Raw genomic sequence first — 13,681 nt, 5'->3', positions numbered from 1 at the left:
GTGAGGTTGTATGAAAGACGCGGAAATTGTAGAAAAGATTGAGGAATTTAGCGAGTTTTTAAGCGTCGGTACTCCAATCAGCGACATGGTGCGCTGGTTGGGGTGGGTGTTTATCAAAGGGCTTGCCTTTATAGTAGATGGACTCGAAAGCGTGACAGACGACGTGTTGCTCGTCAAACAATTCTTTCAGAATCCAGAAATTGCGGCGTTCGTTGACACGATACGCCCTTTTTTGTACATTCTTTTAGCGTTCAGCCTGCTCTACGCCGGTTATATGCTGATATTCCAGAAGAAATTCGACCGAGAAGGCATGGCCATGAACTTGTTTATCGCCTTGATCATTGTCGTCGCTCTGTCCCAAGGAATGGGCAAAGCCAATGAATTTACCGATGAGGCCATCAACGCCATCAATACAACCGAGCTGTACAATGAAGGGGAAGGTTCTTTATCGGACAACATCGTTTCGAGGCAGCTCACGGATTTAATGGAGTTTGATAAAGGCGGATGGGAAACAACCGACATCGATCCATCCAATACGCTGCCGCTTTCCATGATTGGTCATCTTTCCGTTACAGAAAAGCTGGATAAAAAGCGGACAGAATTGGAACTGACACCGGACGGGAGAGAAATACTCGCGCATAAATTAACATGGTCTGTGAGTGAAAAAGAATTGGTGGAATTGGAAGACAGTAAACTGATGCCCTGGACGAATGAACGGTATTATCGCTACGACGTGAATTGGCTGACATTGCTGACGACATTGGCTGTCATGGCGTTCACGCTTTTCTCAATCGCATACAAACTGGCCAGGCTGTCTTTTGAATTAACGTTCAACTACATCCTGGCCTTACTTGTGGCACCGGCTGATATCCACGATGGCCAAAAGACCAAAAAAATCATGCAATCGATTCTGAATACATTTCTCGTCATCATCCTGATCTTCCTCTCCATGAAAATTTACATGATTGGCACCGCTTATGTGGCTGCTGAACTGGATGGTTTGGCGTATTTGATTGCGTTGATTGCGTTCTCGGTTGCCGTAATCGATGGACCGAACATCGTGGAACGGTTATTCGGCATTGATGCCGGCCTGAAAAACGGATGGGGCGTCTTGGCTGGCGCGTATGCCGGCGGCAAACTGATTTCGGGTGCCGGGGGTGCTGTCATGAATACCATGAATCGTGCCAACGGTTCCCGTGGTTCCGGTGATTCAGAAGAAGACGATGAAGAGGGCAAGAGCGGAACGGCAACTGGCGGACGTACCAAGAATGGTTCCGCTACTGAAAGTGCCGCGTCACCGAATGCCAGTGAAGATGCAGGTGGGGCACACGGTGCTCGGGGTACAGCCGCTGGAGTTGCTGTTGGCGGAATGGCCGGCAACAAAGGAACCAACGCTGGATTGGCTGAAAAAAATGAGGACGCTAAAAACGAACAGGCGCCATCACCGAATGACGGCATTAAACTTTCGAAAGGCAAAACAGAAACAAACGGAACATCCGGAAACGGCAACAACTCTCCTGGAAACGTCAATTCTGCTAAAGAGAATTTGCCTAGCGGCGAAAAAGGCCCTCTGGAGCCCTCGCAAGGCGCGGGAGCAGCCGGAGGACATACACCTTCACCAAACGATGTAGAACGCGTCGATTCCAGTGCTTCTGGAGGCAGTTTAAGGCAAGTAAGTTCGGCTGGTTCTGCACCTTCACCAAACGATGATGATCGTTCGAATGGCGGGTCGTCAGCGGCATCAACTGCCGAAAGTGTCCAAAATGAACGCATGGAGCAACGGACAACAGGCCGGACGGATTACGAGGTCGAAAGCATCAATGAACAAGCAGACGGCCATGCGACGGTTCGTGATAACTCAGCCGGAAGTTCCGGTTCGGGTCCAAGTGCTGCAGCCAGTCCAAATACAAGCAGCTCTGCTCCTTCTTCGACAACTTCACAAAGTCGCACAGAAAACAGCAGCGGCTCTTCTGGACGGCAGCAAACGACCACCACTATCAATCGCTCCGGCGGTGATCAAACAATTGATGAAAACGTTGTGGTGACTGAATCACAAAGCAATATCGCGCAGGGTTCCCGAAACGTGACCGAGAATACGAGTCGTGGTTCGGGTGCAGGCGGCTTTAATTCTGAAGCACCAGCTGCTTCGGGAGGTTCATCGACATCGAGCGGCGGAAGCAACCGGACAATCAACCAAGACAGTTCTTCCCGCGAGAACATCGTGAATGAAACGACAGTCAATCGGAATCAACTGCAAGATACGCAACAGACCGATAGAACGCGTGTGAATGAGAGCCGCCGACCGCGCATGCATAACTTGAATCAACAAGAGTCGAACACACTGGACCGCATCAAGAATTACAGAAGAAATAGATAATCGATGAGGACGGCGCAAAACTGCGCTGTCCTTTTTTCATAAAGGAGCTGACAACGATGAGGATCTACCAAATCCCGAATGAAATTACGACGGAGCTGAAAATCAACAAGGCGCTATACCTGTTCGACCTTTTCCTAATAATCGGGTTGATCTTGCTGCGGATGATTGTCTTGCCTTTTGTCCATTCGTCGCTGGTCTGGCCGTTTACAGGCTTCGTTGTGCTGTTCGGGCTGTTCTTGATCATCCGCCCTGCCACGAACCCGCAGAAACGGATGAATCAGGCCATCCTCTACGCACTGGTCCGAAAAAAAGATACGTACAGTGCAATTGATTACGAAGAGGGGGAATAAAAATGGCTTTATTTGAAGAAACAAAGAAACGGTCGACATCCCAAACCCGACCTGCCTTGCTGGATGAACGGGACATCGTGGCAGAACGGAAAGCGCGCAGCACGAAAAAGAAAGTCCTGTCCTCGTTCGCGGACATCGCGCCCATCGTGGACATCACCGATTCCGAATTCTTTGTAATGCGGAACGGGGAATTCATGGAAATCCTGCAAATCACCAGCAAGGACATCTATTCATTGAATGAGACGGATAAAGACAACGATATCTATTCACTGGCTCACTTTTTCCAAGCGTACCTGCCCTCGGTTAAAGTGGTCCCGCTCAATACGCCCGTCAATCTGGAGATTCCGAAACGGCATGTCCTGCGCGACATTCGGCGGAATCAGAATCCCTATTACCTGCCACATTTGGAAAAGAAATTGAAAGACCTGGAGTTTCTCGAAAACAACCGCACAGACCGCGAATTCTTCCTGTTCCTCTACAGCAATGATGAGAAAGCCATGCTGGAGAACAAGGTTCATGCCCGAAAGTTAATGGCACGCAGCAACCCGCTTGTTGAACTACCGCTCGATAAGAAGCTGAGTATCCTGTATCAGCTGGCGAATTTAAACTCGAAACCACTATCCGAAGTATAGGAGGACACAACATGCTGAATTTCTTAAGCACTTTGATCAAGCCTCGAAATGACGAAGAAGTAAAAGCGGAAAGGGGATTCAATCCTTACCTGCTCTCGAAAATTCAACCACAGGGCGGCATCAAATTCGAAAGCGGCTACGTGAAGACAGGGGACGGCTACATTTCCTGCATTCATGTCTACAAGTACCAATCCTTGGTCAGCGACTTCTGGCTGGAGGAACTGATGCGGATTGAACACGCAGTGGTCACACTGGACGTTGCCACAGCCGACAAGAAAGAAATCATCGAGTCCATCAACAAATCCATGGCGGAACAGAATACCCGCTACCAGACAGCGAAAGACAACGTCGACCGCATCGATGCCAGAACCAGTTACGAGGAGCTTGATGGCGTCTACCAGCAAATCACCAAAGGCGAAATCATGAAACGCATCCATCTCCGGGCTTATGTGAAGGCTCAGACATTCGAAGAGTTGGAGCAGCGCGTGCGTCAGGTATTGGATGAACTGGAAAGCCTCAACTTTAGAGGTTCGGTGTTGCTGAATGAACAGGATTATTTGTGGTCCGGCATATTCGCCAGCTACGACAACCAGCTGCAGTTCATCAATAAACGGAAAGGCAAAGAGATCCAAGCCCTGTCGGTTGCCGGCGGCTATCCGTTCCATTACACCAGCCTGACAGATGCACACGGCACTTATTACGGTACCACCGAGACCAACGGCAGCGTGGTCTTTGACCTGTTCCACAAAGACAAAAACCGCAAGTCCTATAACGCCTTGATGGTCGGGAAGATGGGCTCCGGGAAATCGACGCTGCTAAAGAAAACGGTGATGGATCAAGCCAGCAAAGGCAACAAAGTCCGCATCCTGGACGTGACCGGCGAATTCAGAAGCCTGGTCGAAGAGATGGGCGGCAAAGAGATTGCGCTGGATGGCTCGCGCGGGATCATCAACCCGCTCCAGGTATTCAAGACGGTGACGAATGAGGAAGACGGCTCCACCAACGAGACGCAATCCTTTACGCAGCACCTATCCAAAATGAGCGTGTTCTACAACTTCATCAATCCGCAGGCCAATGCGACCGAAAGTACGGAGTTTGAAATTCTGCTTCGCAAACTCTATGTGGAACGGAAATTATGGTCAAGAGATCCGGATGAAATCATTCCGATTACCCAATTCCAAGCGAACGAATACCCGACGTTCTCGGACCTTCTTTCTCTAGTAAGAGCGGAACTGTACCACGACTTTGAGCAGCAAATCCGCCATGAGAACTTAGCCCAGGAGCGAGAGTTGCGGCTGTCGAATATCGAACTGTCCCTGACGAACTTGGTCGACAACTACGGCAGCATCTTCGACGGCACGTCTTCCATTGAGAGTTTTGATGAGGAAGGCATCGTGTCGTTTCCACTCCGGAATTTGACCAACTTGAAATCGGAAATCTATCAGGCGCAGATATTCAGCATCCTGAACATGTTGTGGGACAGCATGATTTCCGAAGGGGCGCCCCAGTTCAATGCCTACAACAAAGGAAAGCTCGCCTTTGAAGACGCATCGAAGTTCCTGGTCCTGATCGATGAAGGGCATCACCTCATCAACACGCGGGAAGTTTCCCAGCCGGCGGTGCTGTATTTGAACAAGTTCATGCGGGAAGCGCGGAAGTATTTCGGCGGGCTGTTCTTCGCCTCGCACCTCATTTCCGATTTTGTGCCGGACGGTTCCAATAACGAGTATGCGGAAAATGTCAAAGCCCTATTCGATTTGACGCAATACAAATTCATCGGACAACAGGACGCCCAATCCTTATCGGCCATCCAGAATGTATTCACAGGGCAGCTGACCGATTCGGAGACACGCGTCATTCCACATCTCGAAACTGGAAAGGTCGTGCTCTCGATTTCCGGAGACAAGAACATTGTCTTCTCTGTCGATGTATCGAAACGGGAGCTGGCGATGTTCGGTGGAGGTGCGTAACATGCCGCAGCCCCGTTCAAAGGCGCAACTGGCCAAGACCGCGCTGAAATTAGCGCTGTTGAAATACAATCCCATTGGCCTGCAAGCCAAACTGATCATCATCGGTTCCGCTTTGGCCATCGTGATTGTCTTGATTTTCACAGCAGGCATCTTCTCGATGTTCTCCAGTCGGGATGATGGGTCTTCGGGAGACGGCATGGGAACAGGTCCTGCGTCCGTTTCGCCGGAGGTCGCCCAATACCGAGATGCCATTTCAAGCGAGCTGGCCAAGTACGAGATGGAAGGGCAGACCGAATTATTGTTGGCGCTGATGATGCAGGAATCCGGCGGAAAAGGGAACGATCCGATGCAAGCCAGCGAATCGAAATGCGGTGCCATTGGCTGCATCACCAATCCGGTTGAAAGCATTGCTTATGGCGTAAAACACTTCGTTTCCGTCTTTGAAAGCGCCAAGAAGGATATCAAGCTGACGCTGCAAAGCTACAACTTCGGGAGTGGCTTCATCGACTATGTATTGAAGAATGGAGGTTCCTATACAAAGGAGTTGGCCATTTCCTTTTCGCAATTGCAGTATCAGAAACTAGCGCACACCGGCCTCTATACATGCAACCGCCCGGAAGCGATTCAGCACAGTGCGTGTTACGGGGATATCGGGTATGTGGAAGCCGTACTGAAGTATTTGCCGTCTGCCAGTACCGGGAACTCGGCAATGATTGCGGGAGACTTGGCCGCCCCTGTCAGCAATGAAATGCGCGTCACTTCAAACTATGGCTGGCGGAACATCGGCGCGGGACCGGAACATCATGACGGCATTGACCTCGGCTGCAGTGAGGCGGATTCCATCCATTCGGTGAAAGACGGCACCATCGTTTATGCCGGCACGTATGGCGGTTACGGGAACGTCGTCACCGTTCAGCATGCGGTCAATTCATTCACCACCTACGCGCATTTAAGCCGCATCAGCGTTCAGGTAAGCCAAAAGGTCGAGGGCGGCAATCAAGTCGGCATGTGCGGCAATACCGGACGCTCTTTCGGTTCGCATCTTCATTTTGAAATCAAAACCCAGATGTGGGGCGGGTATATGGATCCTGCTCCCTTCTTATTCAAGGAGGCATAACGGATGAAATTCACATCGAATTCATGGCCCATTCTCTTCTGTTTTATTCTAATAATCTCCCTGGCCGTTAATATCTACGGCTTCATTTCACCGGACTCCGCAGACAACGGAGCCCTTGGTCAAGAAGAGGAAACGGAAGCGGAATCCGAAAAGGAGTTAGTAGAAAAAGAGGAGGAAATTGCATCCCTCCAGGAAGAACTGGACGCGAAAGAAACTGGCGTTCCAGCTGAGTCAGAAGAAGTGGACCAATCAACACCAGAAGCCAGCGCAGAAACGGAGGAACTCATCAACACCGCGCAACGCTTTATTGAATACGCGTTTGAAAGTGATCCCGAGTCGTATGCGACCCGCAAGAAATTGGCGCTGAATTACATGACCGAGAGCCTGTACGAAACATTGTATCTTGCCGACGGGATGGATCAAGAGCAGCAGAAGATAGCGATTGACATCAAGGAGGTGAATGTTTTTGCGAATGGCCAGAATGAAAACGAAGCCATTGTGCATTACACCTACAGCGAAGAAATCCGTTCTTCCGGATACGAAGAGGACAAGGAAATGTATGCAAAACTATCGTTCACAGTAGAAGGAAATCTCTTGAAAGTGGCGGAAATCAAACCGTTGGAAAATGAATACGGAGGGATCTAGATGGCGAAAAAAAAAAAGAAAAACTTAAGGCTCAACATGTCGACGCTCTATATCACCCTCGCTTTTATGTTCATTCTCGGCTTCGGGTTTTTCGGAACCTCGAAACTGTTCATGGCCGAAGACATTCCGCTCAATCAAACCGAATTGAACACCGAATTTGATTTGAAGGCGAACGGAAGTTTCACGATTAAGGACTGGGCATACGATTCGGAACAGAACATGATGGTGGTCACACTGGTCACCAATGGCATCGAAGACTACATGACGAAGCTGGATTTCACGGCAGTCAGTCGGGAGCGATTAGCTGCCGAACTGCCGACGGAGATTGTCTACGATGAAAGCGGCATTTACATCATCCACATTCAAGACGTCCCGAAAAATTTCAATCAGATGGCCCTCCGGTTCAACAAAGGCGAAAAGAGTTACGATGATTTGTTTGCTGAAGGCGAACCAAAAGAAGAACAAAACAAAGTCATTTCCACCATCTACACGGATCAGCGAGTCGTCAATGAAGAGGCGATACCTGACCGGAACTTTACGGAATACGCACTGGAAATCACCGGCGAATTGATTGCAGAAGCAGAACGAAACATCAAAGAACTGGATGGCAAACGCGGCATGATGGACGATGTGATTGCCGAGATTCGGGAAGAGATTGAGCAGCTCCAAGTGGACCTTCTTTATCAAACAGTGGATGAACAAGTCGAAACAAACAACGATGTTTTCCAACTGGAGAAGAACATTGAAGACTACGAAAAAGAGAAAGCCACGATGGCCGATGACATCCAAAATATCCGCGTAAAAGTGGAACGGCTGAAACAAAAACAATACGATTTGAACATTTGACATTGATTTTTATGTGTCTCCACGTGGAGACAAACGGGTGTTTTACGTGCCTCCACGTGGAGGCATATCACCTATTTTCGTGATATCACCTCAAACCCAGGCTCCGCCTGGTCTAGCACTGAAAGTGATAGCAGTTTTCCCTTATGCTCTTCTCTTCCCCCACCCAGTATTGGACTACTTCCGTATTCCAATATGCACTTAACGAAGGAGGTTTTGACATGGATCTTATTATTCGGGATGTTGATCCCCACGCCGTCAAAAAGATTGACGATTGGGCCAAGAAAAAGAAGGTGTCCCGTCAAGTTTACCTGAAGGAATTTATCGAAAAGGCGACGTTGTTGGAAATGATTTCGAACGCGGACGAGAGTTTCGAGAAGCAACTTCAAGTCAATACGTTGTTCATGGAAAAGACGGCTGACAGTCTCGATGAATTGGTCGGTGTCCTTCGGGAGTTGATGGCCAATGACGAATAGACCAGCTGTTGTCATCAAGTCGAAATTTATTGCCGGCAGTGATGGCGGAACGTCATTTAATGAATACCTGAATTACATGGACCGCGCAGAAACGCATGACAAAGTAAATGAATTTGAAAAGTATCAGGACTACATGAGCAACGAAGAGAAATCGACTGGGCTCTTCACGTTCAGCAAGGACAGCTTGAATGATTCGGACAAGGTGTACTTCAAGGAAGAATTCAAAAAGGCACAGGAAAGCGGCAGCCTCTTATGGCAGGACGTCATCTCGTTCGATAACGACTGGCTGAAAGAAAGCGGCGTGTTGGAACACAAGAACGTCGACAACAAACAAATCCAAGACGCAACCCGTTCTGCAGTCCAGGACATGCTGAAGAAGGAGGGCATGATCGATTCGGCCATCTGGACCGGCGCCATCCATTACAACACGGATAACATTCATGTCCATGTCGCCATCGTGCAGACAAAAGATTTTAAGGAGCGCGGCAAACGGAAACAGGCTTCCATTGATTCCATGAAATCGAAAGTGGCCAACAAGATCACCGATCGCTCCAAGCACAACGAAAAACTCAACCTGTTCATCCGGGAGCGAGTCATTGCCTCCAAGCGGGACGATCCACTCAACAGTCTGAAGAACCAGGTCATGAACCGCGACTTGGTCCGGCAGTTCAAGAAGATCCACAAGCAGTTGCCGGAAGACAAACGGTTGTGGCGCTACAACATGAACGCCATCCAAACAGTCCGGCCGGAGATAGACAAGCTCACCACGCTCTACATCGAAAAGAACTTCAAAGAAGAATTCAAAGACTTCCACAAGCAGCTGGAGAAGGAAGTGGAGATTCATAAACGGATGTATGGCAACTCGGCCCATTCAGAGCGGTACCGCGAAATGAAGATGACGGATTTGTATACGCGCATGGGCAACACCATCCTCAAAGAAGTAAGCGAATACGACAGGAAACAGAAAGAGTTTTCTAGAAAAAACGGCAAGAAGCCGAGCAAGTTTATTGTTCAGCGCGATCTCAACAAGGCCGTCTATTTGGTCAATCGTTATGCCAAAGATGAGTTGGAAACAAGCAAAAACCAAAAAGCTTATGAAGAACTGCAGAAGGAACAGGAGTACGAAAGGTGATTTTCAGTTGTCAGCAAACTGACGACAACTCGAAGGTGGTACCAATCTGGTACTCGCTGAAAAATAGAAAGAAGGTGGAAGTGTGGTAGCACCCTACACACACAATAAGAAACAGTTCCGTTATCGGATTGATATGGACTCTGATCAATACCTTAAAGATTACGCAGCCACCCAAAACTTGCCGCTGGAAAGTGCTTCACTGGCATTGGAGCTGATTATTAAGGAACACAAACAACTTACTTCTGAAAAAGCGAATATGCATTTAATGTCGCAAGCCATCTCGCATAACGTAACGAACTCTGTTCAAGAAATGATTGAAGCAGGCGTTGCAAAAGAAGTAAACAAGATTCGTTTAGGCACCAACAACACCGATCGCAACACACAGAAACTCATCGAGCTGGTCCAGGGGCTTCTGCAGCTCCAGAACATCGAACATATCATGACGACGGACATGAACGCGCCTCCGTTCTTGAAGCAGGTCGATGAGTTGATTGAGTCACGGATCACTGAACAGAAACAGCGGAAAGACAATCAATAGAAAAGGGAGCGGATGACAATGGCCGTATTTAGCCACAACTACACATTAGGTTTAATCAAAGAAGTCGGAGAAGAAAGTGTATTGGTTTCGGTAAACGGTGAAGACATTGAAATTGAATTGAAGGAAACGGACCGCGAAGTACTGTTCCAAATGGTGACGGAAAATGTCTTTCTGGTGCCGGTCGATTCCGATACAAACGAACTGATTTTGAACATGGATGAATCAGCTGTGCGTGAAGAGTTTCCAGAAATGGAGTTAGCCGAACTGCTGGGAGCGGCTGAAGAATTTGAAGAAGAGTGATCTTTTTTCTAGTAATCAAAAGGAGTGATTGGGGTGGGTGATCGAGTGGACAAAGAAGAAGTTCAAAAAGCCAATGACGTTCATGTACTGGATTATTTGCACGCGAAAGGTGAGACCTTGGAGCGGCAGGGACATTACTACCGACATCCGGAACACGATTCCCTGGTTATTAAAGACAGCGGGCATTGGTACTGGAACAGCCGAAGCAAAGGCGGCTATGGGGCCATCAGCTTTGCCCGTGAGTATCACGATATGACATTTCAGGATGCAGTCCGAGATGTAAACGCGCAAAACTCTTCCAAGACTTTTTCTAGAGAATCAGAGCGGCACACATCAAAAGAATTCGCATACCCGCTCCATCAAGAAGTTCCGAAACAGGAAAACATTTCGAGGTATCTAACCGAGGAACGGAAACTGGAACCGAAAATCGTCGCTGCTTTGATTCGGAACGATTTGCTGGCCGAGGACAAATTAAAGAACGGAATTTTTAAATGGAAAGATTCTGCCGGCAAGATCGTCGGAGGAGATCGGCAAGGCACCGTGAAGATGGCAAACAAGCGCGGCTCTTTCAAACAGATCCTGGCAAACAGCAAAGAAGACGGCGGATTCCGGCTGGACATCGGCACGCCGAACAAAATTGCGCTGTTCGAAAGCCCGATTGACGCACTCAGTTATTTCGAGTTGAAACGGCCCGAAAACATCCGTCTGCTGTCCATGTCCGGGCTCAAAGACCAATCCGCAACCGCCGGCATTCGGGACTTGATTAAGGACTGCAAGGAGCGCGGAACGGCAGTGGAGCAGGTCATCTTTGCAGTCGACAACGATGCAGCCGGCGAACAATTCGTGGAGCGCTGGTCCAATTACCTAACAAGCTTTGAAATCGACAAGCCGAAGAACAAAGACTGGAACATTGATTTGGTGGAAGCGAAGACTCCGGTAAAACAAAAGGAGCCGAAGAAAGCAATGGAAATGGAAAGGTGAGGGATTGAATGGCGTTTAAAGGGAAAAAGAAAACTCCGGAAGAGAAGATGAAGGAAATCGAAGAGCTGACAACCGGCATGGATCAGCAGATTGAATCGTACTTTGTTTCTGAAAAGGCGATGCGGGAGCACCTGGCGTTCATGGCCAACTTCCACAACTACTCACAGCGCAATATGGCATTGATCGATAAGCAATTCATGGGAGCCGAGGCAGTGGGCTCCTTTCATTTTTGGAAAAGCAAAGGAGCGGCTGTCCAGAAGGGCGAGAAGGGCATCAAGATACTTGTTCCGACGCCGGTCCAGTTTTATAAGAAGAACGGCATTGACGTGCCGGTCTCTTCCGCCAGTAAACAGGACCGTGAATTGATTGATAAAAAACAGCTGGATACAACCAAGAAAACGTTCTTCAAGATTGGCCATGTGTTTGAATACACGCAGACGAATGCGCGTGAATTGAATCTGTCCGTCTCCGAAATCTTCGGGAAGTACCACCGGGATGGCACGTTGGAAAGCAGCAGGGAAATGATGGCCGCGTTGAACAAAGTCGCCGGTAAATTGGATTTCACCATTGTCGACGAGGCGCCATTCGAACTCGGGACGGCCAAAGGAGCTGCGGCTCCGAGTGAAAAAATCATTGCGTTGAATCCGCGGAATACGGAATTTGAAAACGTTTCGGTCCTGATCCATGAACTGGCACACGCCAAGATGCACACGCCGGAACGATCCAAGGAGCTGACGACGAATGAAAAGGAATTCCAGGCGGAAATGGTTTCCTATGTGGTCGCCAATCGGTACGGCATCGATACAGAAGACTTCACGCTTTCCTATTTGGCCAACTGGACACAGGGGGCTGAATTAAAGGAGAAGGAGCGGCTGCTGAAGGAAGTCCAAAGCACGGCCAGCGAGTTTATTGATGAAATCGATTCGCATTTTGACCAGGTAAAAGAAATGGAGATGCAGCAAAGCAAAGCGGATGACCTGTCGCACAACCTTACGGACCAGGCGTTAAAAGCGCATGAAGCTTCTGCCGGAAACGAATTGGCCAACGACGAACCGGCGATGTTCATCCACGGCGTCAGCAGCCAGTTTAAGCCATTCGGAGAAGTGAATAACCTCGACTTTGATCAATACGACCAAGAGCGCACAGCCTATACGGTAGCCATTCCCCAAGACACCGGCCTTACGCTCGTCATCAGTTCCCAATACGAAAAAGGCGAGTACATTCACCCGCTCCATCAATTGGAGAAGGAACAGCTAGTGGACAAGGAGACATTCGCCATATTGGAAACCGGCTACCACGACGAATTGTTGAAGCAAGATGATGCCTACATCCAGTCATTCGCCGCCCGCTTGAGGACGGCGATCCACAAAGAAGAGACTCCTGCAGCAGACAAGAGCAAGAAGCTTCCCAAAACAACATTCGAAATCGAAAGGTGAGGAAAAACATGACACAAGAAAAAGCAATCGAACGAAGCCATTCACTTAAAATTACTTCTGGAGAGATGATTGACGGGAGGAAAGATGTTGACGATGTCGGGAAATTCGTGATGACCAACAGTGTAACCGGAAAAGAACACGAACTGACAATGTGGGCATATGGACTCGCATCAAACCACGAATTGGTTGATGTTGATATTTATAGCGCTTCACCAGAGGAATTGATTCGCATGACGGATGAAGGAATGGATATTGAGGATGCCTATTATCATTCCGCTAAACTGAATTCATTGGGCGATTTTATTACAATCGAAAAGGACGATGAAATCCGTCCAGATATTAGAACTTACACGTTCAATCCTACCGCTAAATATGAATATGATATTCCGACGACGGACTTGAAAATGGATCTGCATGACTTAATTGTTAAAGAAGAAATTGGGGATTTGATCATCATGAAGGAACAAAACACGTTGACGAAAGAAGACGTTCTTGATTTCGGGAAACTCGTTAGAGGAGATGACACCCGCTATAACCTTGGAGACACGCTAAAGGAGCCGATTCAAAACCTCCTAAAGGAAAATCAGTTTGATGCCGAGGAACTCGCTTTAATAAAAGGGGCTGCTAAAACCTTGGGCGCCGAGGTTGATGTTAATTCACCGGAGATAGCGAAAGAAATGCAGCACAAGGCCAAGGCGCCAGGCAAAGAAGAAATCGAGCGTTCCAGATGAGCTGATGAGTCTGCCAAGAGAAGTTTGTCCATCGATGAATTTAGCATGATTGAAAAAAAGTCAGTTGGGGCAGCCGTCAACGAAAAATACCTTACGAATCGAAACGATTGGAAATCAATAGAAAGAAATTAAAAAAGAGGTGATAGCTCATTA

Annotated in this window: 14 protein-coding genes; all 14 read left to right on the top strand. The window is 48.4% G+C overall.

All coding sequences use genetic code 11. The features are described from left to right. Positions 1-10 precede the first annotated feature (10 nt). The 14 genes from IRE19_RS16895 (at position 11) to IRE19_RS16830 (ending at position 13,528) form a co-directional block, all read left to right on the top strand. Positions 11-2,377, top strand: a complete 2,367-nt coding sequence (locus IRE19_RS16895; RefSeq protein WP_203341291.1) for a pLS20_p028 family conjugation system transmembrane protein — start codon at positions 11-13, stop codon at positions 2,375-2,377. Between the two features lie 56 nt (positions 2,378-2,433). Next, positions 2,434-2,727, top strand: coding sequence for a DUF5592 family protein (locus tag IRE19_RS16890; protein ID WP_203341290.1), 294 nt, complete (start codon positions 2,434-2,436; stop codon positions 2,725-2,727). Between the two features lie 2 nt (positions 2,728-2,729). Beyond that, complete coding sequence (locus IRE19_RS16885; protein ID WP_203341289.1) at positions 2,730-3,359, top strand: TraC-like domain-containing protein; 630 nt, start codon at positions 2,730-2,732, stop codon at positions 3,357-3,359. Between the two features lie 11 nt (positions 3,360-3,370). Further along, on the top strand, positions 3,371-5,329 hold the full coding sequence (locus IRE19_RS16880; protein ID WP_203341288.1) for a VirB4 family type IV secretion system protein: 1,959 nt from the start codon (positions 3,371-3,373) through the stop codon (positions 5,327-5,329). Position 5,330: 1 nt separating this feature from the next. Then, positions 5,331-6,446 (top strand): lysozyme family protein, encoded by a 1,116-nt coding sequence (locus tag IRE19_RS16875; RefSeq protein ID WP_203341287.1) that lies wholly within the window; start codon positions 5,331-5,333, stop codon positions 6,444-6,446. Between the two features lie 3 nt (positions 6,447-6,449). Beyond that, positions 6,450-7,091, top strand: a complete 642-nt coding sequence (locus tag IRE19_RS16870; protein WP_203341286.1) for a hypothetical protein — start codon at positions 6,450-6,452, stop codon at positions 7,089-7,091. Continuing rightward, complete coding sequence (locus IRE19_RS16865; protein ID WP_203341285.1) at positions 7,092-7,937, top strand: hypothetical protein; 846 nt, start codon at positions 7,092-7,094, stop codon at positions 7,935-7,937. It begins immediately after the preceding gene. A gap of 218 nt (positions 7,938-8,155) precedes the next feature. Continuing rightward, entirely contained in the window at positions 8,156-8,410 is a 255-nt protein-coding gene (locus IRE19_RS16860) for a hypothetical protein (RefSeq protein WP_203341284.1), read from the top strand. After that, positions 8,400-9,542 carry a MobP2 family relaxase gene (gene mobP2, locus IRE19_RS16855; protein ID WP_203341283.1) on the top strand — a complete coding sequence of 381 codons (1,143 nt, stop codon included), beginning with the start codon at positions 8,400-8,402 and terminating at the stop codon, positions 9,540-9,542. The genes IRE19_RS16860 and mobP2 overlap by 11 nt, the downstream gene beginning before the upstream one ends. An 82-nt stretch (positions 9,543-9,624) precedes the next feature. Continuing rightward, a complete protein-coding gene (locus IRE19_RS16850; protein ID WP_203341282.1) occupies positions 9,625-10,080 on the top strand; it encodes a hypothetical protein in 456 nt (151 codons plus the stop codon). 18 nt (positions 10,081-10,098) lie between these two features. Continuing rightward, positions 10,099-10,380: a hypothetical protein gene (locus IRE19_RS16845; protein WP_203341281.1), complete on the top strand. Its 282-nt coding sequence runs from the start codon at positions 10,099-10,101 to the stop codon at positions 10,378-10,380. A gap of 33 nt (positions 10,381-10,413) precedes the next feature. After that, on the top strand, positions 10,414-11,361 hold the full coding sequence (locus tag IRE19_RS16840) for a DUF3991 domain-containing protein (RefSeq protein WP_203341280.1): 948 nt from the start codon (positions 10,414-10,416) through the stop codon (positions 11,359-11,361). Positions 11,362-11,369: 8 nt separating this feature from the next. After that, positions 11,370-12,797: an ArdC-like ssDNA-binding domain-containing protein gene (locus tag IRE19_RS16835; RefSeq protein WP_203341279.1), complete on the top strand. Its 1,428-nt coding sequence runs from the start codon at positions 11,370-11,372 to the stop codon at positions 12,795-12,797. An 8-nt stretch (positions 12,798-12,805) separates the two neighbouring features. After that, on the top strand, positions 12,806-13,528 hold the full coding sequence (locus tag IRE19_RS16830; protein WP_203341278.1) for a hypothetical protein: 723 nt from the start codon (positions 12,806-12,808) through the stop codon (positions 13,526-13,528). Positions 13,529-13,681: the final 153 nt, after the last annotated feature.

The organism is Planococcus beijingensis (assembly GCF_016820615.1).
GTDB lineage: Bacteria > Bacillota > Bacilli > Bacillales_A > Planococcaceae > Planococcus > Planococcus notacanthi.
The sequence above is the reverse complement of the archived record's forward strand: the minus strand, read 5'-3'. Positions and strand labels throughout refer to the sequence as shown.